We start from the raw sequence: 22,642 nt of genomic DNA on the forward strand, positions 1-22,642 counted from the left end.
CACTGGCTTACACGCTTAGAGTGCCTTTACCCATAGTCATTCCGACTAAATCGCGTCGAGGCTTTTGCCATGGCCCACGACCCAGGCCGCGTTTTGATCTTCGACACCACCCTCAGGGATGGTGAACAATCTCCGGGGGCCAGCCTCAACCTTGAGGAGAAACTGGCGATTGCGCAGCAGCTGGCAAGACTGGGCGTGGATGTGATCGAGGCGGGCTTTCCCTTCGCCAGTCCAGGGGACTTTGCTGCTGTCCAGCGCATTGCCCAACAGGTCGGGGGAGAGAACGGGCCAGTGATCTGTGGGCTGTCGCGGGCGTCGAGAGGCGATATCAAAGCCTGCGCTGAAGCGGTGGCTCCAGCCCCTCGTAGACGGATCCATACGTTCATCGCAACCAGCGATATTCACCTCGAGTACAAACTGCGCAAAAGCCGTCAGGAGGTGCTGGCCATCGTGCCCGACATGGTGGCGTATGCCCATTCCCTGGTCGATGACGTCGAGTTCTCCTGCGAAGACGCAGGGCGCAGCGACCCAGAATTTTTATATGAAGTCATCGAGGCTGCAATTGCTGCCGGTGCCACCACCATCAATATTCCCGACACGGTTGGCTACACCACACCCACGGAGTTTGGTGAGCTGATTGCGGGAATTGATCGCCATGTTCCCAACATCGGCGATGCGGTGTTGTCTGTTCATGGACACAACGATCTCGGCCTTGCTGTCGCCAACTTCCTGGAGGCTGTCAAGAACGGGGCGCGACAGCTTGAATGCACGATCAACGGCATTGGTGAGCGAGCCGGTAATGCTGCCCTTGAGGAACTGGTCATGGCGTTGCATGTGCGCCGCCGTTATTTCAATCCCTTCTTGGGTCGTGATGCGGAGTCGCCGACTCCACTTACGGCGGTGCGCACTGAGGAGATCACTAAAACCTCACGTTTGGTTTCCAACCTCACTGGCATGGTGGTGCAGCCCAACAAGGCGATCGTGGGCGCTAACGCTTTTGCCCATGTATCGGGAATCCATCAAGACGGTGTCCTTAAGAACCGGCTGACCTACGAAATCGTCGATGCCCGCACAGTAGGACTCAGTGACAACCGCATTTCTCTTGGCAAGCTCAGTGGTCGTAGTGCCGTGCGTGCACGTCTCGAAGAGCTGGGTTATGACCTCAGCCGCGAGGATCTTGATGATGCCTTCGCTCGTTTTAAGGACCTTGCCGATCGCAAACGTGAAATCACCGATCGTGACCTTGAAGCCATCGTCAGTGAGCAGGTTCAGCAGCCCGAGGCCCGCTATCAGCTGAAGCTGGTGCAGGTGAGTTGTGGCAGCAGCACCAACCCAACCGCCACAGTCACCCTGGCGGATGAGGATGGCAAGGAGAAGACCATGGCATCCATTGGCACCGGTCCAGTGGATGCCGTTTGTCAAGCACTCAACGGTCTGGCTGGGGTCCCCAATGAACTGGTGGAGTTCTCAGTGAAATCTGTCACTGAGGGCATTGATGCCATCGGTGAGGTGACCATCAGGCTGCGACGAGACGGTGAGTTGTATTCAGGACATTCCGCCGATACTGATGTGGTGGTGGCTGCGGCTCAGGCCTTCGTCAATGCTTTGAACCGTCTGGTGGCTGGGTCTGCGCAACCGGCTTTGCATCCCCAGAGGGATACCGCACCCCTTGATGCCCGTCCCACCCTCTGAATTGATGCAGTCCTCCGTCATTCGAGACCCTGCTGGCAAAGCTGGGCTTCGTGCCGGGGCGTTAGTTCAGCTTCTGCTGCTGATTCTGCTGGCACTGTTGGTGCTCATTCCACTTCTGTGGCTGGTCAGCACGTCTTTGAAAGGTCCTGCAGAGGACATTTTCACGAGTCCACCGGCTTTGCTGCCTTCGCAACCCAGTCTTGATGCCTATGGACGGCTGTTTCGAGATAACCCTCTGGGCCGCTATCTCTTCAACAGCTCAGTGGTCAGCCTGTTGGCTGTGGTGGCCAATCTGCTGTTCTGTTCCCTTGCGGCTTACCCATTAGCGCGCATGCGCTTCTCAGGGCGTGGATTGGTTCTGGGCCTGGTGATCGCCACTATCCTCATCCCGTTCCAGGTGGTGATGATTCCTCTGTATCTCCTGATGGTGCAGCTGGGTCTTCGCAACACCCTGATGGCTCTCGTGATTCCACAGGCAGCAACAGCCTTTGGCTTGTATCTGCTTCGTCAGAGCTTTCTCGGGGTTCCCGCAGAGCTGGAGGAGGCTGCCCGCATGGATGGCTGCAGCAAGCTCGGTGAGTGGTGGAACGTGATGATTCCAGCAGCGCGAGCTGATCTGATCACTCTGGCCATGTTTGTGTTTATCGGCACCTGGAGTGATTTTCTTTGGCCACTGGTAATCCTGGATGACCCTCAGTTGTTCACCCTTCCGCTGGGTCTGCAGCAGCTGGCCAGCAGCTTTTCCCTCGATTGGAGAATTGTGGCCGCCGGCTCTGTGGTTTCCATTCTTCCAGTGCTGTTGCTGTTCATCCTTCTGCAGCGTTTCATTCTCCCCAGTGCCAGCGGAGATGCCGTCAAGGGCTGATCACTGGCTGTTGAGATGACTGCTGTTGAGATGAGGGCAGTCCTGGTGGTGCTGTTCGTTCAAGGTCCCGGTCTTCCCGAGGTTCGAGATCACGATTGGATGGGAACGGGGTCTCGATCCTGTTCCAGAGGGCCCGTTCCCGATCGGCGGAAGCGCGCTGCCAGCTTTCCAGATTGCTGATCTTCCTCTGAAGCGATTGTTGTCGTGTCTGTAAAACCCCAAGCTGCTGTTCGATCAGCTCTCGGCTTCCTGTCCTGTCACGCAGCTCGACACTGTTCAGTCTGTCGAGCTGCTTCACCAGATCCTGGATGGTGTGGCTTTGTTGTTGCAGAGACTGCCAGAGAACAATGAACAGAACCAGCAGGAATGGAAACCCCGCTGCAGGGATAACGATCCAGAGGCGATCACGCACTGCTCTCTGGGATGACTCAGTTGCAGCCCTGAACGGAAATGCGATAGCTGAATCCTGTTGAGTTGGGATCGCTGCCTGTACCGATCTTGAAGTTCACCTGGTTGACCTGTTTGCCCTGGGGAATTGTGAACGGTCCGAATTGCTTGCCTGTGCCGATTGGAGGAGTCATTGATTCCTTCACCACGCGCAGATTGCTTCCGTCAGTAAATTTCAGGAATGCTTCCACGGGGTAGGTGCCGCTGGATGTGGAGTCCGCTGTGAAGAAAAGCTTGAAACTGCTGTATGGAGCATTCACAGCAAAGTCCGTGTTCCAGTTGCTGCGGCCGATCAGTTTCTCTCGACTGACCCGTTTTTTAACGATGTTGCTGCTGCCGTTTCCGCCGATCGGGGGGAGAAATTTGCAACCAGCCTGGGCTGCTGAGAAGCCTGCTTCAAGGCTGATCAGGCCAACGCTGAGGCCGAGCAGAGCAGTCGTGAAACGGGGCGTCCTCATGGTCTTCCAAAGTTCTTTGCAATGTCTAGCAATGGTCTGGTGGAATGGGGTTGTGACCATTGCACGCTGCTGTTCATGTCTCTTCAGGATCTTGATACTCTTCTCCAGCAACGCCGTGATGAGCAGGAACTGGCACAGCGCCTCTCGGAACCGGTGTCTGTTGAAACCTTGATCGAGCTCGGGCGTGAGCGTGGCCTCACCATCACTGAAGATGACGTTTTCAGCGCACAGTTAAGGGAAGATTCCGATGTTCCGTCCGCAGAATTGCAAAAGCGTATGGCTGATGAGTCCAGGCGCCTCAGGCATTTCATTCAGGGCTAACTAAAATTCAGATTTCAATGTCATACGTGCCCACAAGTTGATTGTGGAATGTTCGAAATCATGATGTTGAACACACTTAAATCATTTTCACCACGTCGGGCGTTTGACCGAATACTTCACCGATCCAGAGTGCGTGGGTGACTGCGCCTTCATGAGTATGAAATTCCCATGCTGATTCGGGGCTGGAGCTGCGTTCAATTTTCTGGCTTTCGTCGTTGATACGCAGGTAATGACCGGTGCTCGCATAGCGCAGAACATACCTCTCAAGAAGTGATGATCTCATCATGATTTTCTGCGAGTCTTGAACTCTGCCTAGCCAGCTTTGTGCAGCTGGTGACGATGACTTCAGCTTTTCGTGGGTTTTTCATGAACGGGTTGATTTTCAATGTCCTGATAGCGGCTGCTCCGGACCCAGATCAGAGGCTGCTGCAAGGTGATTCGTAGTTGAAAGCCGCCGTTGCGGAACCAGCTTTCTTCGGCTGGAGCGATTAAAGAGGATTCGAGTTGCCAGCTCTGCTGCAGGTATGTCTCAAGCAGGCTCTGCCCAGGGTGCTCGTCTCGCTGCCAGTGAACGAGCGCCAGCTCCGTCGTGCTGGATTGAAGTGTGACAATCCTGCCGAGAGGGCCTGCCTCCTGATCTGCTTCCACTGTTTCGTCGAGGGCCTCTTGCACCACAAACAGGCGCAGAGGACTTTGGGTGTTCCGCCCATCCAGACAGTATTTGTTGAGATAGAGCTGTCTTGCTCGTCCGAACAGAGGTGCGGGAGCGCGGCTCAGAAGTGCTTCATAAGCGTCAGTGAGAGCTTGACTTGGCATCGAACAAGGATGGCTTGGCACGCACTCTGTGATGGCGCTTCGCTCTGCGCCGTGGAACACTGTAGACAGATGCAAAAGTGGACCGATGTCTGAGTCCGGCTGCCCCCTGTACAGGCTTGTGGCGTTGGACGGGCAGCCGCATCCGGTTTTAGACGCTCCTTATGAGTCGATCGCTGCGGCGGAGGCGGCGGCCAGTCGCTGGTGTGCTGGGCAGGGGCGCTCGATGTCGGTGGTTGAGCGAGGGATCGCTCTCGAAGTGCAGACGCGTTGCGGGGAATGGCGCACCTTGGGCTATCCCAGTGCCTGCCTTTTGGAGTCGGGGGCTGGAGCCGCAGCGCTCTGAGAGCCTCGTAAGGGCTTGCGTTCAGCAAGGGTCTCGATCAACCATGACGGACAGTGGTGGAGTGACTGATGCGGGTCAGTGTTGATCTTTGTTTGGTTCCTCTGGGGGTCGGTGTGTCCCTTGGTCCTTCAATCGCTTTGTGTCAACAGGTGATTAAGGCATCCGGGCTCGATCATCAGCTTGGACCTAATGGCACGGCCGTCGAAGGGGAGTGGGATGACGTTTTCGCTTGCATCAAGGCCTGTCATGAGCGCTTGCATCAAGAGGGAGTGCAGCGAATTCACGCCACGCTTCGCGTCAATACACGTATTGATCGGGTCCAGTCGTTTCGCGACAAGGTGGACAGCGTTAACCGTCTGATGCCGTGAATTACGGCGAAGGGGATGCCAATCCAGTCTTGCGTGTCTTGAATGAGACCAGGAACTGGAGATGTTGGTTTGCTGGGTCTGGGACCGTCGGTTCGAGTGCGTGCTGTCGCGGCACTGGCGCTGACTCTGTTTGCTCCTTGCTTCGCTGGATCATCAAAAGCTGAGACCTGGGATCGGGTTGGAAGCTATGCCGCTCTGATCCGTCAAGCAGGAACCCACACCCTTGTGGCCAAGGATTGTCCGTCCGCCCTTCTGGGTGCCTTTCATGCGCCCCGTAATGCCCTGCTGATCTGTGCGAACAATATTGAGGACGATCCAGGGCAGGTTTGGGTGGTTCTTGCCCATGAGTCAGCCCATGTCATGCAGCACTGTCATGGAGGGCCATTGCTCGCTGATCACCAGGTCGGCAATGCTTTAGCGCGCATCGAGTCTCAATCCCAGACAACTTTTCAGGAGCTGCGTCTTTATCACCAGTCGCAGCGCAGGGATGAAATCGAGGCACGTCTTGTTCAAGGGATGCCCCCCGATGAAGTGGAAGCTCTGTTTCGCAGTTTCTGTGCAGAACGTCTGAGTCATCGTCAAGTTCCTCCACCTCCTGCTGTTCCTCGATCTGCTCCTTGATCAGCAACGAGCTGAAGTTGACGAGGCACGGACCTTACGGTGTGCAGATGTGTGGCATCTCTCCATGGGTCCGCGGCTCAACGGCTATTGGTTGATGACCTGGCTAGGCCTGGTAGCCAACCTGATTGCTTTGCCTGTGATCGGTCTTCTGGCATTTCGAGAAGGAGCCTCCTCCGGCATCGCCATCACCAACATCACCCTTGCCTTTTCTCTGGCTTGGCCCGCTGCGATTGTGGGCATTGTTGCTTCAGCGGGCTTACTAGCGCAGCGACGCTGGGGTGTGATTCTGGCCATCGTGGCTCTGTCCATGAGCCTCGCAGGAGCCATTCCCTATGGCCTCGTTCGGCTGGTCCTAAGGCTTGAGCCTCAGACCATGGGTTTGGGGCCTGTGGTGCTCGGGTTGATCAACGTTCTGGCGCTGATCTATTGGTGTCGCCCAGCCCACCGTCGTGGCGTCAGGCTTTGATGACTTGGCAGCAGCTGTTCCTCAGCTCGCTGGCTGTTCGGTTGTGCTCGAGCATCCTCAGTACCTGGTGGTGGACAAGCCATCTGGCCTGCTGAGCCAGCCCGGTCTTGGTTCGCATCAAAGTGATTCCTTGATCACACGACTCCAGGACTGTTGCCCTGAGCTCCGTTTGGTGCATCGCCTCGATCGGGATACGTCTGGACTCATTCTTGTGGCCAAAAATCAGAGCAGCCTGCGATCTCTCAGTGCTCTGTTTGCTGCTCGCAGAGTTCACAAGCTTTATCTCGCTGATGTGGTTACGCCTTTGATAGGCAGGGGTGGAAGTATTCACCTTCCCCTGGCAAGGCTGCGACGCCAGCCGCCTGAATATGGACCGCATCCAGATGGCAAGCCTTGTTGCACGCTTTGGCGCAAGTGGACGCAGTTAACCGATTGCACACGTCTTTGGTTGCGGCCACTGACCGGCCGTTCCCATCAGTTGCGGGCTCATCTGGCTGCTGTGGGTGCTCCGATCTTTGCTGATCGCATCTATGCCCCCTCCGCGGCTCTGGGCCCTATGCATATGCATGCTCATGTGCTGAGCTTTCAGGACCCTTTTGACCAGCGACGGGTTCGTGTGCGCTCTGCCCTTCCATCATGGGCTGAAGCGAACCTGGTTTAGGCGGAGAAGCTGCGCTTTGCGGGGATGGGATAGGGAATCCGGCGATGACGCATTCTTCGCCAAACGCGGACGAACGAATGCATCACTAGTTCAAGTTCGGCCCGACTGAGGCTGCTTTGGCTGAGTTGTCCGTCGCTGATTCGCGCCTCAACGATCCGTTTGACCGTGTCGCGAGCTTCCTGGTCACTTGTGTCTGGTGGCAGTGAGCGCAACGCGGCCTCACAACCGTCCGCCAGCATCATGATCCCTGTCTCTTTGGAGCGAGGCGTTGGTCCGTGGTAGCGGAAGCGTTTCTCGGAGACGTCAGGATTCTGCTCTCGGGCCTGATGCAGGAAATACCCCATGCGCAATGTGCCCTGATGTTCAGGAATGAAATCCGCAATCGGGCGGGGAAGCCGATGTCGTCGTGCCAGTTTCAGCCCTTCATCCACATGCGCTTGAAGCACTCCTGCACTGGCCAAAGGGTCGTTCAGCCGAGTGTGCGGATTTTCTCCACTGGTTTGATTTTCGATGAACCAGTTGGGGGCATGAAGCTTTCCGACATCGTGATAAAGGGAGCCTGTTCTGATGAGGTCCACATCGGCGCCGATCGACCGCGCACCCTCCTCGGCCAACCCGCAGATCATCAGTGTGTGCTCAAAGGTGCCTGGGGCTTCTGAAGAGAGCCGCCTTAGCAATGGGCGCTCCTGATCGGCCAGTTCCATCAACCGCGCCCGTGTCAGCAACCCGAAGGAGCTCTCCAGCAGAGGAATTATCAGGATCGCCAGCATCATCGCCAGCCCCATCAGTAGTGCTTCAGACGCGAGTTCACCTGCATCGGACGGCAAGCGAATCCATGAGCCGGCAAGCGGTTGGCCATTGCGGCTCATCAACACCAGCTCGGCCAGCCATGCACCCACTGGCAGCAAGACAGCGAGTTGCAGCAGCTGTGCTCTGCTACGTAAACGACCTGCTTGCAATGCCGCGACGGTGGCCGTGGCCGCGGCAATCAGCAGGCGCCCTTCGCCCAGACCAGTGACGGGGGTGGGCCAGAGAAGACTGGCTACAGCCATCCAGGCCAGTGCACTGGTTGTGCCCAGGCCCTGAGCCAGGAGAAGGGTGGGCGGCACGATCACCGCCAGGGGGCTCACTGAGGCACCGAACCAGAGTTTGCAGGCCTGGCTCAGCAGCAAAAGCCCCAGCGCCAGCAGGCCATGGGGTGCCTCCAGGCATGGACGTTCGCGGCGCATGACGAGTAACAGAACCCCGCAGCTGGCCAGCGCTTCAGTGAAACGGATGATCCAGATCCCCAACTTTGGTCGGCGATTCACCATCCCGAAGAAATTGAGAACGTCGTAGGCCTGTGAGCTGATCGACTCACCCTTGCGGGTGATGAGATCGCCTTGATTCACCTCAATGGTGGGGATTCCTTGTTGGGTGATCAGCTCCTCAATCAGTCGCTGGCTCCTCAGTGGATCGGTTTGAAGGTTGCTGGCGCCTTGAAGCGTCGTTGTCAGCACCTTGCTGCCCAGGCTGCGGGCAGGTTTCGAACCATTGCTCAGATCTTCGAGCTGCAAGTCGCTGGCCCGTTGAAGCTGTTCCAGAGCGAGGGTGTTGACAAGCCCCTGGGTGAGCATTCTGTCGAGCGCCCTTCGCAGACCCATATCCCAATCCCGGCGCTCATCCTGAGTTCGTTTTTGCAGCCATAGCTGCTCGTTCAGAGACAGATTCACCGGTCCGATGCGCTCGGCATCGTTGCTGTTCGCGACCCGTTCCAATTCGCTGAGGTGTCTCTCCAGCCGCATGCGGATCTGCTCGTTTTCCTGAGGATCTAGAACCTGCACGAACGTGCTGGATCCGAGACTTGAACGCCTCTGCTCCAAGGCTTCGCTGTCAACAACCCTGGCGTCCTTTGGAGCTTCTGCATCGAAGGGCGCTGCCATGCCTGGCCGTAAGTCGGGTTCCACAAGCCAGGGCCAGCTTGAAACCAGCGCCACCAGAACACAAAGGATCAGCAGTGTGGCTTTCTGCAGCCTGTTCCAGCGAAGCACCGGGCGGCGAGGTGATTCTCTCCTGAGCCAGGCCCTCCAGAGACGTGCTAAGCGATGCGAACGCAAGTCAGCAGGAAGCATGCAGTACAAACGCTAGCTCTGCCGGGGCGGCATGCTGGATTCACATGCATCAGATGGCAATGGCCCTCAGGTTGGATGGCAAGGCCCTGGCCAAGACGCTCGAGCTGCGGCTGCAGTCTCAGGTCCAATCTGTGAGCCAGTCTGCTGGTCGCCCGCCCGGCTTGGCTGTTCTGCGTGTGGGTGACGATCCTGCCAGTGCGGTCTACGTGGCTAACAAGGAAAAGGCCTGTGCTCGTGTCGGTGTTGACAGTTTTGGATCTCATCTCCCCGCAAATGCCTCACCTGAATTGGTGTTGCAGGCGATCCACTCTTTGAATGACGATCACAGGGTGGATGGGATCCTGTTGCAGCTCCCGCTTCCTCAGGGACTGGATGAAACACCTTTGTTGGCTGCTATCGACCCTGAAAAGGACGCCGATGGTTTGCATACGCTGAATCTGGGCCGCTTGCTCAAGGGAGAACAGGGTCCCCGGAGCTGCACTCCTGCCGGAGTGATGGCGATGCTTCGCAGTGCAGATATCGATCCTGCGGGACGTCGTGCCGTAGTGATCGGACGCAGCATTTTGGTAGGGCAGCCGATGGCCCTGATGCTGCAGGCCGCTAACGCAACGGTGACCGTTGCGCATTCACGCACGAAGGATCTCGCTGCATTGACACGTCAGGCAGACATCCTTGTTGTCGCGGCCGGTCGTCCGGAAATGCTTGGTCCCGAGCATGTGAGTCCAGGCACGGTTGTGGTGGATGTCGGGATCCACCGGCGACCGGAGGGAGGTCTCTGTGGTGATGTAAAAGCTGCAGAGCTTGAGTCGATTGCCGCCGCGCTTTCGCCCGTGCCCGGAGGCGTTGGCCCTATGACCGTCACGATGCTGCTGGTGAACACCGTTGTGGCCTGGTGCCGTCGCCACGGGGTGAATCATGATCTCGCAGATTTGATCATCTGATGGTGCTTGTGGGCCCGTCGGCCTGACAGAATTCGCCCAGCATTGCGCTCCCCATGACCGCCACGGCGACCAGCCCTGAAGGCGTTCCGCCGCCGGGTGAGCCTCAGCAGAGCTTTGATTTCAAGGCTTATTTGAACCAGGCCCGCGAGCGGGTTGAAGTCGCTTTGGATCAGTCGATGGGGCCTGAGCGGCCGGAATCCCTCAGGGATGCGATGCGCTATTCCCTGTTGGCTGGAGGAAAGCGACTACGCCCGATTCTTTGTCTGGCTGCCTGTGAGTTGGTGGGTGGTGATCCCTTACAGGCCATGCCCACGGCGGTCGCTGTCGAAATGATTCACACCATGTCGTTGATCCATGACGATCTGCCAGCAATGGATAACGATGACCTGCGGCGTGGCAGGCCTACCAATCACAAGGTGTATGGCGATGCCATGGCGATCCTTGCCGGAGACGCTCTGCTCAGCCGCGCCTTTGAAATGGTGGCCGTGCGCAGTGCCAATGTTCCTGCCGAGAGGTTGGTGAAGGTGGTCGGAGAACTTGCCATGGTCTCTGGAGCACCTGGCCTTGTGGGAGGACAGGTGGTTGATCTGGAATGTGAAGGCAAGCAGGTTGACCTGGAGACGCTGGAGTACATCCATCTGCACAAGACGGCCGCGCTGCTGAGGGCCTGCGTGGTCACCGGCGCCTTGATCGGCGGCGCCAGTGATGCTCAGGTCCAAGCTATGCGTACCTATGCCAATGGCATCGGCCTTGCGTTCCAGATCGTTGACGACATTCTCGATGTCACTGCCAGCAGTGAGGTGCTGGGCAAGACGGCGGGCAAGGACCTGCTGGCAGATAAGACCACCTATCCAAAGCTGCTCGGTTTGGAGCCTTCGAGAACCCGCGCTCTTGAGTTAGTGGCAGAGGCCAAAGCTGCTCTGCAGCCTTGGAAAAATAAGGCTCAACCTCTGCTGGCTCTGGCCGATTACGTAGCTACTAGGGACCGTTGATGATGAATGACGTCCCTCTGAGCATCCCCAATCAGATTCTTGATAATGCAGTCCTGGCTTGGGGCCTTGCCGCTTGCGGTCTGGCTCAGCTCTCGAAGTTGTTGATTGAACTCGTCGTCTTTCGCCGCTGGAGGCCTGCGGTGCTGTTCGAAACCGGTGGGATGCCATCGAGTCATGCAGCACTTGTGAGCGGCACGGCTGCGGCGGTGGGGTGGCAAGAGGGATTTGCATCTTCCGTTTTTGCTCTGGCCGCCACTGTGGCGTTCGTAGTGATGTACGACGCCAGCGGTGTAAGGCGTGCAGCCGGTTTCACTGCTGAACGCGTCAATGCATTACCGGAGTCTCTCTGGGAGGCACCCTTCGAGAAACCACTTAAGCAACGACTTGGACATTCCCGAACGGAAGTGTTGGTTGGAAGCCTGCTGGGCCCGATGATTGCCTTGCTCGGCCTCAATTTTCTGGGATCACCGCTTCAATTGACGCAATTGATCGCCAACGCTCTGGGGTGACGTCATTTCCTCACGCTGAACTGAGCCTCACAGAGGATCAACACAAGGCAGCAGAGGCCTTCTCCGACTGGCTGCAGCAGCAGGATGTGGGCCTTCCCTTCGTCCTCAGCGGCTACGCCGGCAGTGGCAAGACCTTTCTGTCGATGCGCTTGCTGAGGCAAGTGGAAAGCAGTGGGCTCTGCTGGACCGTTGTGGCTCCAACCCACAAGGCTGTGGGGGTATTACGGCAGGCCCTCAACCTCGAGGGGCTTCAGCCCACCTGGTATCCCTCCACGATCCATCGCTTGTTGCGTCTGAAGCTCAAGCGACAGGGTGATCGGGAACTGTGTGAATCCACAGAGCAAACGGCCGGAGCTTTGGAGCATCTCGGTCTGGTGCTGATCGACGAGGCCTCGATGGTCGACAGCTCTCTGCTGTCGATTGCCTTGCAGTGTGCCCACCCATTCAAAACTCGACTGGTGTTCGTGGGTGATCCGGCCCAGTTGCCACCGGTCGGTGAAAGCGAAAGCCCGGTGTTCGGCATGAATCGTGCTGTCTCCGCCTGCTTGCGTGAGGTGGTTCGTCACCAGGGCCCGGTTCTGCAGCTCGCCAGTTGTCTGCGCGATGGTCGCTTGCCCTGTGAAGTACCACCGCTGTTGCCTCCCGTTCGCTCGGATCTTGGTCAGGTTGGAGTGCTGAATCGAGGCGACTGGTTGTCGCGTGCTCAGGAGGGTCTGCGCCAGGCCGCGGCCTGTGATAACCCCGATGCGGCGAGAATCCTTTGCTACACCAATCGCCGCCTGGAGGCGTTGGTGCCCCATGCGCGCAGGGCTATTCATGGGGAGATGGCTGACCAGATGGCTGTGCTGCCAGGTGAAGTTTTGATTACGCGAACAGCGGTGATGGCACCGGCCTCCAGCGATGGAGGGGAGACGGGCGAGGAACCCGATCTGGTGTTGGGTTCCAATCGAGAACTTGTGGTTGAAGACGTTTCTCCAGAACGCTGCGATTTGGCGGAATTCGGTGTTGCTGGTGAGGCGCAGCTGTCGTTGGCCGGACTAGGTGTTCCAGTGATTGAGACCCTCAATGCGAAAGTCCGAAGTGGGGAGCTTGAGCTCAATCTGCGCCTTCAGCCGCCTTCCGGAAGCCAGGCGAGGGAGCATTTGGATGCACTACTGAAACGCTTGGCGCAGGACGCACGGAACGCAGGTAAACGAGGTGGGCGACCGCTGTGGCGTCGTTATTTCCTGGTGAGGGATGCTTTCGCATCACTTGGGCCTGCTGCGGTGCTCACGGTGCATCGCAGTCAGGGCAGCAGCTTTGGGGAGGTTTTTGTTGCTGATGATGTGTTCCCACGCTGTCTTGATCGCCTTGCACCTGAGCGGCAGGTGTTCCATCAACAGCTGGCTTATGTGGCTGTTAGTCGTGCCAGGCATGGGGTGTACCTGGTGGGTGATAGCCAACGCAATGCTGCGACCTGGAGCAAAGCTTTGCGAGGAATGGGTTAGCTGGTCGCGGCGTTCCCAAGCGGTGCTCGTAGTTCGGTTCAGATCATCGTCAGGCCGCTGACACCTTGCCAGCCCAGGTAAAGACCCAGTCCCAGGCTCACCCCACCAACTAGAAGGCTGCCACGGGCAAACAGCACTGCTTTGCCTTTTTCAAGAAGGGGAACGACTTTGTCGCGGCCAAGGACAACCGCAACAAAAGGTGTGAGCAAAAACAGACTGGCTCCGAATGTGAAAGCGATTAATCCCACGACTTCCTGCCAGGTGGGCAGCTGGGCAGACAAAACAACACCAGCCGACTTGGCGAACAGCACGATGTCGTCGGGACTGATGAGTTCACCAACCGATCCCAGCAGCAGCAGCAGTGGTAGTGGCATGGTTAGGAAACGATCGATCCCCTTGGTCCAGGCTGGTGGCTCTGAGCCTTCGGTCAGTGATTTGATCAGTTCTCGGCCGCCAATCGCGACCAGTGCTCCGCCGGCCAGCAGATCCAGGCCCGTGCGGTGATGGGAGCCATGACTCATGTCCAGAAGCAGGGAATGACCGACTGTCACTAACAGCGTGGCTGCGAGCAGCGTGGTGATCACCCAGGTTGCGAGGAACCATCCACCTCTTTTGATGGGGTTCGGGCCCAGGAGCAGCAGCAACAGAACGGCGATATGGATCGGCGAGAGGCCAATGCCGGTGCCATAGGCCAGGAGTTCCGCCCAGAGGGTTGTGTCGCTCATCAGAACTGGCCGTCAGCAGGCGCATTCCAGCGCACGATCGCATGATTTCCGTGCTCAAAACCCAGCACACAGAGACTTCCAGTGCTCAACATCAGCAGCCGGCCGCCGATAGCTCCCATCCCAACCCAGGTGCCTGCCAAGGCCCGTAGCAGATGTCCATGGGCGAAGAGCGCCACATCTCCGTCTCCAGGCGTTTTCATAGCAATCCCAATGGCGGTTTCACAGCGTTGTTGCACTGCTTGGGCGTCTTCGCCATTGGGGCAGCCATGGGTGAAGACGTTCCAGCCAGGCACCGTGCGCTGGATATCCAGAGTGGTGATTCCCTCGTAATCACCGTAATTCCATTCCAGCAACTCGTTCATCACCGTCATATCTGCGCCCAGACCTGCCAGTTCGCAGGTTCGCTGAGCGCGTTGTAGAGGTGAGCTGAAGACGGCAGCGAACCGCTGATGGCTCAGGACAGGAGCTAATCGACGTGCCTCGTCCTCTCCTTCTGGAAGCAAAGGAATGTTGCTGTTGCCTGTGTGACGTCCGTCGCGAGCCCACTCGGTGGCTCCATGTCGAAGGAGCCAGAGCTGGCGGTGAGTGGCCATGGCCGGATCGAGCTGCCTCTGTCCTGATTGTGATCATCAGAGGTTGATTTGGCTTCGCGTGCAATAGCTAGCGAGCCCTTTGTTATTGCCGGATTTCGAACCAGTCTGCACCGGTGATCGGCATCTGACAGGGCCTGACCAGACGAACCCTCGCTTCGCTGGGTCCCTGTTCACACCAAAGCCTCAGCTCGTTGAGGGGGAGCTGATCGCCTTCCGCTTGCACCTCCACTCGGCCGTCCTCCAGATTTCGGACCCAGCCGCTGAGACCCAGTTCCAGAGCACGTCTCCGACAGGCCTGCCGGAAGCCAACGCCCTGAACGGTCCCTTCCACCAGAAAACGCCAGCGTTCCTGAAGAGTGATAGATCTCTGCCGGGTACTGCGGGTTACAAAGCGGCGACGCTCTGCCTCGCTGCGAAGCCGAGCGCGGCGCGCCATCTGCAGGGGATCGTCGAGGATCCGCCCCAGTGGAGGTGAACCCAGCTTGCGTGCAGATTGGGCAGGTTCCATCCCTCCACTCTCCGCTCAACTTTCCAACCTTCAACTTGCCACAACGGCTTCCAGCTGCCAACGCTTTCCCCCGATTCACAGCACAGCTGCCAGCGGTGAAATTCATGGCCCCTGAGCCGTTCACCCCTGCGCAATAGCAAACTGTCACTGCGAGCTTCCAGCTGTCTGTAGCCCACCTGCAACCGTCCTCGTTTGGCTTCAAATGGCAAGAGACCTGCCATGGCATGCCGTCTCCCTTCCGGGTCGGCCAGACCTCGACCCAGTAGCAGCATCCCTCCGCATTCGGCGTAGATCGGCTTGTCGCGAATCCATGTGTGCAGTGATGAGAAGGTTGTCTTGCATTGACTCAGTTGGTCTGCATGCAGCTCCGGGAATCCCCCCGGCAGGATCAGGCCGGTCGCTTCCACTGGTGGTGCGGCATCGCTCAAGGGACTCCAAGGCAGCACTGGCATTCCCAACAGCTCGAGGCATTCCTGCATCTCGGGGTAGCGGAAGTGGAAGGCTTCATCCTGTGCAACAGCGACAGGCAAAGAGTGTTGTCGTGAGGTCTCCAGCTCCGGAGATAAGACGTGTCGAATCGGGTCAGGGCCGGGTCTTGGTGCTCGCAGAAGTGTCTGGAGTATTTCCATGTTGAGGTGCTGCTCCGCCAGAGCAGCCCAGCGTTCCAGCCGCTTGTGAAGAGCGTTCAGTTCATGGGCTGGAGCAAGCCCGAGATGCCGGTTGGGCAGCTTTAGGTTGGGATCCACCGGTAGGCAGCCCAGGCAGTGCACTCCGATGTCCGTGAGCACCTCTTCAAGCAGCTCACGATGCCTTGGACTGCTGACTCGATTCAGCACGACGCCAGCAAGGTTGAGGCGTGGATCGAGATCTCTGAAGCCTCGAACCAGTGCCCCGAGAGAACGGGCCTGACCTCCGGCGTCCACCAACAACACCACAGGAAGGGCAAGGTTCACAGCTACATCGGCTGTACTCCCATCGGAACTGGAACCAATGCCATCGAACAGCCCCATGACGCCCTCAACCAGGGCCATGTCACAACGCCCCCCGTAACCGTTGAAGCTGAGCTGCACCCAGTCCTCGCCACACAGGGGCAGGTCAAGGTTTCTGCAGGGCTGGTTTGCTGCTAGCGAAAGCAGCTGGGGGTCGAGATAGTCGGGTCCGACCTTGAAGGGCTGAATGCTGTGGCCAAGTTGGCGGGCCCAGGCAATCAGGCAGAGGCTGAGCAGAGTTTTTCCGCTGCCGCTGGCCGGAGCAGCGATCACGCAGGCCATGGTTTGAGCGGAGATTGTTTGAGCGGAGTGACAGGAGAGACCCCGCTCAGGGGGGGATTCAGCTGATCAGCTTGGCAGCCAGTGGGGCCGCCGCAGCGAGTAGAGGGTTGGTGGAGTCATGGCCGCCTTCCAGCTGGCGAGAAACATCCGCCTCCACAGGGGACTGCTGCACTGGAACGACTTCTTCAATCAATTCCATGCTGGCCATTCCACCAGCTTCCAGGCGCATACAGCCCCCAGACTCAGCGCAGAGAATCACGCAGATCGCAGGCTGGTTGTCTGGTTTACAGATCAGGCGAAGCCCCACAATCTGACCGGGGTGAATACTGGGCTGCCCCATAGGTACTGGCGACACGCGCATTTGAATATCAGTGCCGTCAGGTCTCTGGAAGTTGGCACTGATGCTCTGGTCAGGGTTGCTTTGAGTGTGCTGCAACTCCCAGCCCAGACGGTCAGCGATCCAGGATCCGAGCAGGAGTCCTTGCACTGGATGGTCGCCTTCGACATCAATGTCGAGCTGAACCACGTGGCCAAGGGCATCGCGCCGATGCGGTGAATCGAAGACCATGGCCAGGGTCTGATGCCAGCTGCCAAGTCGTAGCCAGTTCAGGTCGTTGACCGCTTGCCCTGCTTCGATCCTTGAGGCCAACAGGTTGAGGCAGAAACCAGGCTCTCCAAGTGCGGAATCGAGAATTAGCCGCCGGGGTGAGCTGGCGAGTTGCTGTAGGAGCTCAGGTGCTTCATCAAGGGCTCCGTTCCACCAGACCCAGGAGGGGAGTTCCTCCGGCAACAGAGGATCGAGGATTGTTAAGCCCTGCTGCAGTGCAGGCTTGCCTCCACGCAACACCACCACATCGCCGCAGGCCACCGTTCCACCGCCTTCTTCTGGGAGCGGACAGTACGCAGCCACCAGGGTTTCAAGAGGGAGTTCAGCATCAAGACTGGGCGCCAAGGTGATTAGTCGCCGAGGGCGCAAGTTGCTGAGAGCTGCATCCACATGCTGGCCGCGTAGATCCTCGCTGGTATGCCCCCCGTCCATCTGGCTGAGACAAGTCGCCACAACTTCTGTGAGAGGTGGTGTGCTGATGGGCAGATCGCCATCCACCACGGCCTGACGACCTGCAGCAATCAGCTGCGATCTCTGCACGCCGGTGATTGGGCCATCCAGGCGGCCGGTGCGGACAAGCTGTTGCTCAACCCAGGCCGGTTGCCAGATGAGCAGGCAGAACGTGTGGGCACCGACGTTGTTGGGCTGGTCACGCGACCAGAGCTGTTCCAGGTAGCCGGGTACTTCAGAGGGAGGAAGTTCAAGAGGGGTTTGAAGCGTGAGCTGGGGGGACATGATGCAGCCGGTTGAGTGGGACAGATGGTGGTCAGTCGGATCGGGTTATGGACGTCGCCAGAGCAAGCCATCTCGGGCAAGAAGGGCATCGGATGCAGCGGGACCCCAGGTTCTTGATTCATAGGGGTGGATCGGCAGCTGCCAAGGGCTGTCTTCAATCAGCTCCAGCAGAGGTGTGTAGAGACGCCAGGCTGCTTCTACCTCATCACTGCGGGTGAACAGCGTGGGATCGCCGAGCATGGCGTCTGCGAGCAGGCGGACATAGCCCTCATCAGAGGGCTCTCCAAATGATTCGTCGTAGGAAAATTCCATCTCCACCGGTCGGCTGCGCATTCCGGAGCCGGGAGATTTCACCTCAAAACGGAATTCAGCCCCTTCATCCGGCTGAATTCTCAAGACCAGTTGATTAGCAGTTGGCCCTCCTCCGGCGGCATCAAAGAGATGTACCGGTGCTTCCCGGAAAGTGAGCACCACCTCGCTGAGGCGCTTCGGCAGTCGTTTACCTGTGCGCACATAGAAGGGCACGCCCTGCCAACGCCAGTTGTCGATGAACAGTTTCATCGCCACATAGGTTTCTGTGGTGCTGTTGGCATCGACGCCATGTTCTTGGCGGTAGCCGAGCAAAGGTGAGTCTTGAGTTCCACCGGGGCCGTACTGCCCACGGATGCAGCAGTTCCATGGTTCGTTTTCATCTGCCAGACGAGCCGCTTGCAGAACCTTGGCTTTTTCACTGCGGATCGCTTCTGGGTCGAACCGTCCAGGTGTTTCCATGGCCGTGATCGCCAGCATCTGGGTTAGGTGGTTCTGCACCATGTCCCTGAGAGCGCCGGATGTTTCGTAGTAGCCGGCCCGTTCTTCGACACCGACAGTTTCAGCGGCAGTGATCTGAACACTCGAGATGTAGTTTCGGTTCCAGATCGGTTCGAAGATGGTGTTGGCAAACCTCAGAACCATGATGTTCTGGACGGTTTCCTTGCCTAAGTAGTGATCTATGCGGAAGATCTGATTTTCTTGTCCACAGCCCTGCACCAGGCGGTTGAGTGTCTGAGCACTGCCGTAATCCCTGCCGAAGGGTTTCTCGATCACCACACGACTGCGATCAGGATCCTTTAGCAGTCCTGCGTCGGCCAGAGAGCGGCAGCCACTGCCATAAAACTTGGGTGAAACTGATAGATAAAACGTACGGTTGCTGCGGGTTGCTCGTGTCCTGTCGATTTCGTCGAGCCGATGGCCGAGTTTGACGAGATCCTCAGGTTTTTGAAGATCCACCGGTTCATAGAACATGCCTGCCGAGAATTGTTCCCAGGCCGCACGGTTCTCGTTCACGGTGGTCTCCATGGCCTCCGCCATTTTTTGGCGGAATTCCTCATCACTCCATGGGCGTCGAGCACATCCCAGCAGTGCGAATTCACTTGGCAGACGGCGCTGTTTGAACAGCTCAAATAGCGCCGGCACTAATTTGCGATGTGTGAGGTCACCGCTTGCGCCGAAGATCACCAAGCACTGAGGGGCGATGACTCGCTCCTGACGCAGGCCGACCCTCAACGGGTTTGTCATCGTTTCGCTCATGACACCGGAAGCTCTGACGAAGGTTTAACTAGGAATCACCGCGCTGACAGTGCTCCAGAACATCAGGCCACGTTTTGTCGTCGTCTCGGGACAACCCAAATAAAAAAGCCCACCTTTCGATGGGCTTTGATCTGGAAGGTTTGAGTGAAAACTCAGTAGGTCTCCACGTGCCAGCGATCCGCTTTCTTCAGTTGAGGACGCAGTTCAGCCCAATCCAATCCTTTGGAAGCAGCTGCAGCTGTCATGGCTTCATCGATGCCGGGTTCCATGCCGCGTAGGCCACACATGTAGACATGCGTCTTGGGATCTTCGATCATCGAGAAGATTTCATCGGAGTGCTCCAGGACGCGATCCTGGATGTACATGCGACCGCCCTTGGTGTTTTGCTGTTCGCGACTGATTGCCTTCGTATAGCGGAAGTTATCAGGAAATTCTTCCTGATACCTCGCGAAATCGTCGTCATAAAGAAGGTTTGGAGTCTTGGGGGCACCCATGAACAGCCAGGCTTTGCCGCGGAATTTCCAACCGTTTTTGTCACGCTCGTTGGGTTCAAACATGCGACGCAGGTAGGTCCGCATTGGGGCGATGCCAGTGCCAGTAGCAAACATGATCACATTGGCTTCTTCATCTTCAGGAAGAAGCATTTCTTTGCCCACAGGGCCTGTGATTTTGACCTTGTCCCCAGGGTTGATATCGCAGAGATAGGTTGAACAAACACCTTTAATCTCTTCTCCGGCCTCGTTCTGATATTCGAGTTGTCGGACGCAGAGTGAAACCGTTTTGCCCGCCATGTCATCTCCATGGCGTGTACTGGCAATCGAGTAAAGGCGGAGCTTGTGAGGTTTGCCTTTGGCGTCTGTTCCTTCAGGAATGATGCCGATCGACTGGCCTTCGACGTACTCAAGTAAGGGTTCCCCCCCACTGAGGTCAAAGGTGATGTGCTGGACACGTCCAATCGCCCCTTCTTGGAGAAGGCTGTAGTTGCCAAGAACCGTGCCTTCAAAGGGGGTTTTGGGTTTGTAGAGATTGACAGGAACCGATTGGTGAGCAGGCTTTGCAGGAGCCTTGGAAGCATCCACTTTGGTTACAGGCTTGGTGGGAGTTTTGGATGCAACTGCTTTAGAAGCAGGCTTTACGGGAGCCTTAGCGGCTACCGACTTTTCAGCCTGTTTGGCGGAACCCTTTGAGGCGGAAGCCTTTGAAGAGGAAGCCTTTGCAGTGGCAGCCTTAGCGGTCGTAGCTTTTGTAGCCTGCGCACCAGCTGAGATCGGCTCATTGTTTGGAATCACAGACTGAATCTGGCCGCCTCTGCCGTTGATCGTCTGGACAGTGGTTTGCAGGCGGTCGTAGGAAACGGTGATTCGCTCTTCCGATCGGACATGTTTGCCGGCCTGCAGCCAGACAACGACCAGCGTGAACATCCGTTCGTCGTAGCTGCTGGTACCCGCCGAGCTGACACGCATGGAATGTCGGTTCCCTTGAAAGATCGCGCGATCATAGTCTCGTGATCAACACCCAGTTCAAGCCCTCTAGACCTTCACATCAGATTGCGGTCTGGCCTTCAAGCTGACTTTCACTAAGATTCCGTTGTTAACTTCTTCTGGTTGAACTTCGCCAACTCCTTGACGACTCTTCAGCTAGCGACAGAAGTCCGTCAGCAGACGATTGAGCAGACCGTCGAGCGTCTGCCCCAGGGGGTTCGTCGTTTGGCTGTTCAGCTGCGGACGGACCAGTCAGTGGACCAGCTTTGGCAGGTTCTCACTGACTATGAAGGCCTCAGCAATTTCATTCCCAACCTCAGCAGCAGCAAGCTGATTGAGCGGTCGGGCAATCGGGTCACGCTTGCTCAAGTTGGCAGTCAGCAACTGGTTTTAGGCCTGAAGTTCTCGGCTCAAGTGCAGTTGGAATTAACTGAGCATCGTCCCGAAGGATTGCTGCAATTCAGAATGCTGAAAGGTGATTTCCGACGTTTCGAAGGAGCCTGGCGTTTGCAGGCTGTTCCTGATCAAACCCTTGTTTTGTACGAACTCACTGTTCAGGGGTGTCTAGGTATGCCAGTGGCGCTGATCGAACAACGTCTGCGGCAGGACCTCAATGACAACCTCCTTGCGGTTGAGCAAGAAACCATCCGTCGATTCACGGAGTCCTGAAGGTTTCACTGGTTGGTTTTTTGGGGTCGTAAGTGAGGCTCTCTTGTAGTGATCAATTGTCATAAAAAAACATCCATGAATGGATGTGTTGCCTCGAAAAGGCAATCAATCAATACCCCCAAGGGGATTCGAACCCCTGTCGCCTCCGTGAAAGGGAGGTGTCCTAGGCCTCTAGACGATGGGGGCGAGGCCGTGCTCTTAGGTGTACTCCTGAGCACCAAATGAAATTACGGTTCCGACTGACCCTCCGTCAAGGCAGCGGCCAACTTCTCTTGTCCTTGTCCTTGCCAGACAGGGACATTGAAGGTGAAGCAGGCTCCTTTGCCTGGTTCTGAGACAACCCAGATGCGTCCACCATGGACCTCAACGATTCGTCGGCAGACAGAAAGTCCTACTCCGAAGCCCGATGTTCCTCCCGATGTTTGGGGAAGTCGGACACGATCTAAAAAAATGCGTTGTTGTTCAGCTTCAGGGATGCCAGGACCGCTGTCGCTAATACTCACCTGTAACCACTGGCTAGTGCGATGCACCATGCCAAGTGCAATCGTGCCGCCGTCTTGCGTGTATTTCAGAGCGTTTTCCAGCAGATTGAGTAGGACCTGACGCATGCGCCGCTGATCAGCGAAGACGAGCGGTAGATCGGCCGGAATGTCGGTGTTGATGGTCACGTCTCGGCCGAGCCAGAGCTTCTCAAGTTCAAGGATGGCTTCTGCAGCAATGCTGGCTAGGTCAAGTCTCTGGGGGTTGAAGAGAGCTTCCCAGCGCGTGCTCCCCACCTCCAGTAGATCCTTGGAGAGCAGAGCAATTTCGTCGAGGCGCCGTTTCAGGACGTCGCGAAATCGGTTGAGATCAATCTGGCCAAGTTGCTGGCTCTGTAGTGCCAGCGTCGCAGCGGTTAGGGGCGTGCGAAGTTCGTGAGCCACCATTCTTAGAAGGCGTTCCTGAGATTGGAGGCGGTCAATCAGAGTTTCATTTTCTTGCCGTAGAACCAGCAGCTGATCTTCGAGTTGAAGCTCGCGCTGGGTTCGACTTCCATCCAGTTCTGTGGGCTTCAGGCTGAGGCCAAGTCCACTGACAACTTCATCCTGCTGCCATCGGGGCACCCAGCCGCGCAGCTGCTGAAAAATGCTGGTCCCTGCAAAGACCTGCTTCGGCATCGGCTGCAACTTCACCAGTGCAGGCGTGACCACCAGGCGGTGGAGTTCCAGCAATTCGGGGTGCTCGACAGGATCAGCCACCTGAAGTGTCACGTCAAAACCGCAGTCCTCCTGTTCCAGGAACTGGATCAGCGAACGCAGATCACCACTGGAGAGATGGTGACGACCTGCGACCAGAAGCAAAGTCAGCTGCTGACGTGGTGTGGGATCGATCCCGCCCACCAGGTGT

26 protein-coding genes and 1 tRNA gene are annotated in these 22,642 nt (G+C 57.4%); 13 read left to right on the forward strand and 14 right to left on the reverse strand.

All coding sequences use genetic code 11. The features are described 5' to 3' along the window. The first annotated feature begins 69 nt into the window (after window positions 1–69). Window positions 70–1,692 (forward strand): 2-isopropylmalate synthase, encoded by a 1,623-nt coding sequence (locus SynBIOSU31_RS04760; protein WP_186492321.1) that lies wholly within the window; start codon window positions 70–72, stop codon window positions 1,690–1,692. 4 nt (window positions 1,693–1,696) lie between these two features. Next, the gene (locus SynBIOSU31_RS04765) at window positions 1,697–2,557 is read left to right on the forward strand and encodes a carbohydrate ABC transporter permease (RefSeq protein ID WP_186492322.1); all 861 of its coding nucleotides are present in this window, start codon (window positions 1,697–1,699) and stop codon (window positions 2,555–2,557) included. Here SynBIOSU31_RS04765 and SynBIOSU31_RS04770 read toward each other — a convergent pair. Then, window positions 2,547–2,969, reverse strand: coding sequence for a signal protein (locus SynBIOSU31_RS04770; RefSeq protein ID WP_186492323.1), 423 nt, complete (start codon window positions 2,967–2,969; stop codon window positions 2,547–2,549). The genes SynBIOSU31_RS04765 and SynBIOSU31_RS04770 overlap by 11 nt on opposite strands. Before the next feature lie 16 nt (window positions 2,970–2,985). Beyond that, entirely contained in the window at window positions 2,986–3,462 is a 477-nt protein-coding gene (locus SynBIOSU31_RS04775) for a hypothetical protein (protein ID WP_186492324.1), read from the reverse strand. Window positions 3,463–3,483: 21 nt separating this feature from the next. On the opposite strand from SynBIOSU31_RS04775, the gene SynBIOSU31_RS04780 reads away from it, so the two are divergent. Continuing rightward, the gene (locus SynBIOSU31_RS04780; protein WP_370593680.1) at window positions 3,484–3,783 is read left to right on the forward strand and encodes a Nif11-like leader peptide family natural product precursor; all 300 of its coding nucleotides are present in this window, start codon (window positions 3,484–3,486) and stop codon (window positions 3,781–3,783) included. A gap of 76 nt (window positions 3,784–3,859) precedes the next feature. On the opposite strand, the gene SynBIOSU31_RS04785 is transcribed toward SynBIOSU31_RS04780, so the two are convergent. Next, window positions 3,860–4,066, reverse strand: coding sequence for a hypothetical protein (locus SynBIOSU31_RS04785; RefSeq protein ID WP_186492856.1), 207 nt, complete (start codon window positions 4,064–4,066; stop codon window positions 3,860–3,862). A gap of 62 nt (window positions 4,067–4,128) precedes the next feature. Next, entirely contained in the window at window positions 4,129–4,599 is a 471-nt protein-coding gene (locus tag SynBIOSU31_RS04790; protein ID WP_186492325.1) for a hypothetical protein, read from the reverse strand. An 85-nt stretch (window positions 4,600–4,684) separates the two neighbouring features. Between SynBIOSU31_RS04790 and SynBIOSU31_RS04795 the strand changes: the two genes are divergently transcribed. From SynBIOSU31_RS04795 to SynBIOSU31_RS04815, 5 genes are all read left to right on the forward strand, one after another. Then, the gene (locus tag SynBIOSU31_RS04795) at window positions 4,685–4,942 is read left to right on the forward strand and encodes a hypothetical protein (RefSeq protein ID WP_186492326.1); all 258 of its coding nucleotides are present in this window, start codon (window positions 4,685–4,687) and stop codon (window positions 4,940–4,942) included. Window positions 4,943–5,010: 68 nt separating this feature from the next. Next, complete coding sequence (locus tag SynBIOSU31_RS04800) at window positions 5,011–5,310, forward strand: MTH1187 family thiamine-binding protein (RefSeq protein ID WP_186492327.1); 300 nt, start codon at window positions 5,011–5,013, stop codon at window positions 5,308–5,310. 42 nt (window positions 5,311–5,352) lie between these two features. Next, the gene (locus tag SynBIOSU31_RS04805; protein WP_255477368.1) at window positions 5,353–5,931 is read left to right on the forward strand and encodes a hypothetical protein; all 579 of its coding nucleotides are present in this window, start codon (window positions 5,353–5,355) and stop codon (window positions 5,929–5,931) included. A 64-nt stretch (window positions 5,932–5,995) separates the two neighbouring features. Further along, a complete protein-coding gene (locus tag SynBIOSU31_RS04810) occupies window positions 5,996–6,397 on the forward strand; it encodes a hypothetical protein (protein ID WP_186492328.1) in 402 nt (133 codons plus the stop codon). Further along, window positions 6,381–7,058: an RluA family pseudouridine synthase gene (locus tag SynBIOSU31_RS04815; RefSeq protein WP_370593681.1), complete on the forward strand. Its 678-nt coding sequence runs from the start codon at window positions 6,381–6,383 to the stop codon at window positions 7,056–7,058. Before SynBIOSU31_RS04810 ends, SynBIOSU31_RS04815 begins: the two co-directional genes overlap by 17 nt. Here SynBIOSU31_RS04815 and SynBIOSU31_RS04820 read toward each other — a convergent pair. After that, on the reverse strand, window positions 7,055–9,169 hold the full coding sequence (locus SynBIOSU31_RS04820; RefSeq protein WP_186492329.1) for an HDIG domain-containing metalloprotein: 2,115 nt from the start codon (window positions 9,167–9,169) through the stop codon (window positions 7,055–7,057). The genes SynBIOSU31_RS04815 and SynBIOSU31_RS04820 overlap by 4 nt on opposite strands. Before the next feature lie 59 nt (window positions 9,170–9,228). On the opposite strand from SynBIOSU31_RS04820, the gene folD reads away from it, so the two are divergent. The 4 genes from folD to SynBIOSU31_RS04840 are packed head-to-tail and all read left to right on the forward strand — an operon-like array spanning window position 9,229 to window position 13,098. Further along, window positions 9,229–10,110: a bifunctional methylenetetrahydrofolate dehydrogenase/methenyltetrahydrofolate cyclohydrolase FolD gene (folD, locus tag SynBIOSU31_RS04825; protein ID WP_186492859.1), complete on the forward strand. Its 882-nt coding sequence runs from the start codon at window positions 9,229–9,231 to the stop codon at window positions 10,108–10,110. Between the two features lie 53 nt (window positions 10,111–10,163). Next, the gene (crtE, locus tag SynBIOSU31_RS04830) at window positions 10,164–11,102 is read left to right on the forward strand and encodes a geranylgeranyl diphosphate synthase CrtE (protein ID WP_186492330.1); all 939 of its coding nucleotides are present in this window, start codon (window positions 10,164–10,166) and stop codon (window positions 11,100–11,102) included. Then, on the forward strand, window positions 11,102–11,611 hold the full coding sequence (locus SynBIOSU31_RS04835) for a divergent PAP2 family protein (RefSeq protein ID WP_186492331.1): 510 nt from the start codon (window positions 11,102–11,104) through the stop codon (window positions 11,609–11,611). Before crtE ends, SynBIOSU31_RS04835 begins: the two co-directional genes overlap by 1 nt. Continuing rightward, window positions 11,608–13,098, forward strand: a complete 1,491-nt coding sequence (locus SynBIOSU31_RS04840) for an ATP-dependent DNA helicase (RefSeq protein ID WP_186492332.1) — start codon at window positions 11,608–11,610, stop codon at window positions 13,096–13,098. The genes SynBIOSU31_RS04835 and SynBIOSU31_RS04840 overlap by 4 nt, the downstream gene beginning before the upstream one ends. Before the next feature lie 38 nt (window positions 13,099–13,136). Here SynBIOSU31_RS04840 and SynBIOSU31_RS04845 read toward each other — a convergent pair whose 3' ends face one another. The 7 genes from SynBIOSU31_RS04845 to SynBIOSU31_RS04875 form a co-directional block, all read right to left on the reverse strand. After that, window positions 13,137–13,823, reverse strand: coding sequence for a GAP family protein (locus SynBIOSU31_RS04845; RefSeq protein ID WP_186492333.1), 687 nt, complete (start codon window positions 13,821–13,823; stop codon window positions 13,137–13,139). Next, window positions 13,823–14,416: a histidine phosphatase family protein gene (locus tag SynBIOSU31_RS04850; RefSeq protein WP_186492334.1), complete on the reverse strand. Its 594-nt coding sequence runs from the start codon at window positions 14,414–14,416 to the stop codon at window positions 13,823–13,825. The genes SynBIOSU31_RS04845 and SynBIOSU31_RS04850 overlap by 1 nt, the downstream gene beginning before the upstream one ends. An 82-nt stretch (window positions 14,417–14,498) precedes the next feature. After that, window positions 14,499–14,852, reverse strand: a complete 354-nt coding sequence (locus SynBIOSU31_RS04855) for an acylphosphatase (RefSeq protein WP_186492335.1) — start codon at window positions 14,850–14,852, stop codon at window positions 14,499–14,501. Continuing rightward, window positions 14,801–16,195 carry a cobyrinate a,c-diamide synthase gene (locus tag SynBIOSU31_RS04860; RefSeq protein ID WP_186492336.1) on the reverse strand — a complete coding sequence of 465 codons (1,395 nt, stop codon included), beginning with the start codon at window positions 16,193–16,195 and terminating at the stop codon, window positions 14,801–14,803. The genes SynBIOSU31_RS04855 and SynBIOSU31_RS04860 overlap by 52 nt, the downstream gene beginning before the upstream one ends. 58 nt (window positions 16,196–16,253) lie before the next feature. Beyond that, a complete protein-coding gene (locus tag SynBIOSU31_RS04865; protein WP_186492337.1) occupies window positions 16,254–17,537 on the reverse strand; it encodes a glucose-6-phosphate dehydrogenase assembly protein OpcA in 1,284 nt (427 codons plus the stop codon). Window positions 17,538–17,582: 45 nt separating this feature from the next. Next, window positions 17,583–19,106, reverse strand: a complete 1,524-nt coding sequence (gene zwf / locus SynBIOSU31_RS04870) for a glucose-6-phosphate dehydrogenase (protein WP_186492338.1) — start codon at window positions 19,104–19,106, stop codon at window positions 17,583–17,585. Between the two features lie 152 nt (window positions 19,107–19,258). Continuing rightward, a complete protein-coding gene (locus tag SynBIOSU31_RS04875) occupies window positions 19,259–20,569 on the reverse strand; it encodes an FAD-binding oxidoreductase (protein WP_186492339.1) in 1,311 nt (436 codons plus the stop codon). 159 nt (window positions 20,570–20,728) lie between these two features. Here SynBIOSU31_RS04875 and SynBIOSU31_RS04880 point away from each other — a divergent pair, with 159 nt between their 5' ends. Beyond that, on the forward strand, window positions 20,729–21,256 hold the full coding sequence (locus SynBIOSU31_RS04880) for an SRPBCC family protein (protein WP_186492340.1): 528 nt from the start codon (window positions 20,729–20,731) through the stop codon (window positions 21,254–21,256). Window positions 21,257–21,369: 113 nt separating this feature from the next. Here the strand turns inward: SynBIOSU31_RS04880 and SynBIOSU31_RS04885 are convergent. Then, window positions 21,370–21,442 (reverse strand) — tRNA-Glu (locus SynBIOSU31_RS04885). Window positions 21,443–21,483: 41 nt separating this feature from the next. Further along, window positions 21,484–22,635, reverse strand: coding sequence for a histidine kinase (locus SynBIOSU31_RS04890; RefSeq protein ID WP_186492341.1), 1,152 nt, complete (start codon window positions 22,633–22,635; stop codon window positions 21,484–21,486). Between the last annotated feature and the right edge of the window lie 7 nt (window positions 22,636–22,642).

The sequence above is a fragment of the Synechococcus sp. BIOS-U3-1 genome (assembly GCF_014279975.1).
GTDB lineage: Bacteria > Cyanobacteriota > Cyanobacteriia > PCC-6307 > Cyanobiaceae > Synechococcus_C.

What these genes read in the sequence shown, in the direction of transcription:
- SynBIOSU31_RS04820 (WP_186492329.1), bottom strand. Translation starts at nt 9,169, where the DNA reads ATGCTTCCTGCTGACTTGCGTTCGCATCGCTTAGCACGTCTCTGGAGG.
- SynBIOSU31_RS04765 (WP_186492322.1), top strand. Translation starts at nt 1,697, where the DNA reads ATGCAGTCCTCCGTCATTCGAGACCCTGCTGGCAAAGCTGGGCTTCGT.
- SynBIOSU31_RS04835 (WP_186492331.1), top strand. Translation starts at nt 11,102, where the DNA reads ATGATGAATGACGTCCCTCTGAGCATCCCCAATCAGATTCTTGATAAT.
- SynBIOSU31_RS04800 (WP_186492327.1), top strand. Translation starts at nt 5,011, where the DNA reads ATGCGGGTCAGTGTTGATCTTTGTTTGGTTCCTCTGGGGGTCGGTGTG.
- SynBIOSU31_RS04775 (WP_186492324.1), bottom strand. Translation starts at nt 3,462, where the DNA reads ATGAGGACGCCCCGTTTCACGACTGCTCTGCTCGGCCTCAGCGTTGGC.
- SynBIOSU31_RS04860 (WP_186492336.1), bottom strand. Translation starts at nt 16,195, where the DNA reads ATGGCCTGCGTGATCGCTGCTCCGGCCAGCGGCAGCGGAAAAACTCTG.
- SynBIOSU31_RS04795 (WP_186492326.1), top strand. Translation starts at nt 4,685, where the DNA reads ATGTCTGAGTCCGGCTGCCCCCTGTACAGGCTTGTGGCGTTGGACGGG.
- SynBIOSU31_RS04805 (WP_255477368.1), top strand. Translation starts at nt 5,353, where the DNA reads ATGAGACCAGGAACTGGAGATGTTGGTTTGCTGGGTCTGGGACCGTCG.
- SynBIOSU31_RS04790 (WP_186492325.1), bottom strand. Translation starts at nt 4,599, where the DNA reads ATGCCAAGTCAAGCTCTCACTGACGCTTATGAAGCACTTCTGAGCCGC.
- SynBIOSU31_RS04865 (WP_186492337.1), bottom strand. Translation starts at nt 17,537, where the DNA reads ATGTCCCCCCAGCTCACGCTTCAAACCCCTCTTGAACTTCCTCCCTCT.
- SynBIOSU31_RS04850 (WP_186492334.1), bottom strand. Translation starts at nt 14,416, where the DNA reads ATGGCCACTCACCGCCAGCTCTGGCTCCTTCGACATGGAGCCACCGAG.
- SynBIOSU31_RS04760 (WP_186492321.1), top strand. Translation starts at nt 70, where the DNA reads ATGGCCCACGACCCAGGCCGCGTTTTGATCTTCGACACCACCCTCAGG.
- SynBIOSU31_RS04845 (WP_186492333.1), bottom strand. Translation starts at nt 13,823, where the DNA reads ATGAGCGACACAACCCTCTGGGCGGAACTCCTGGCCTATGGCACCGGC.
- SynBIOSU31_RS04810 (WP_186492328.1), top strand. Translation starts at nt 5,996, where the DNA reads ATGGGTCCGCGGCTCAACGGCTATTGGTTGATGACCTGGCTAGGCCTG.
- SynBIOSU31_RS04875 (WP_186492339.1), bottom strand. Translation starts at nt 20,569, where the DNA reads ATGCGTGTCAGCTCGGCGGGTACCAGCAGCTACGACGAACGGATGTTC.
- SynBIOSU31_RS04785 (WP_186492856.1), bottom strand. Translation starts at nt 4,066, where the DNA reads ATGAGATCATCACTTCTTGAGAGGTATGTTCTGCGCTATGCGAGCACC.
- crtE (WP_186492330.1), top strand. Translation starts at nt 10,164, where the DNA reads ATGACCGCCACGGCGACCAGCCCTGAAGGCGTTCCGCCGCCGGGTGAG.
- zwf (WP_186492338.1), bottom strand. Translation starts at nt 19,106, where the DNA reads ATGAGCGAAACGATGACAAACCCGTTGAGGGTCGGCCTGCGTCAGGAG.
- folD (WP_186492859.1), top strand. Translation starts at nt 9,229, where the DNA reads ATGGCCCTCAGGTTGGATGGCAAGGCCCTGGCCAAGACGCTCGAGCTG.
- SynBIOSU31_RS04855 (WP_186492335.1), bottom strand. Translation starts at nt 14,852, where the DNA reads ATGGCGCGCCGCGCTCGGCTTCGCAGCGAGGCAGAGCGTCGCCGCTTT.
- SynBIOSU31_RS04780 (WP_370593680.1), top strand. Translation starts at nt 3,484, where the DNA reads ATGTCTAGCAATGGTCTGGTGGAATGGGGTTGTGACCATTGCACGCTG.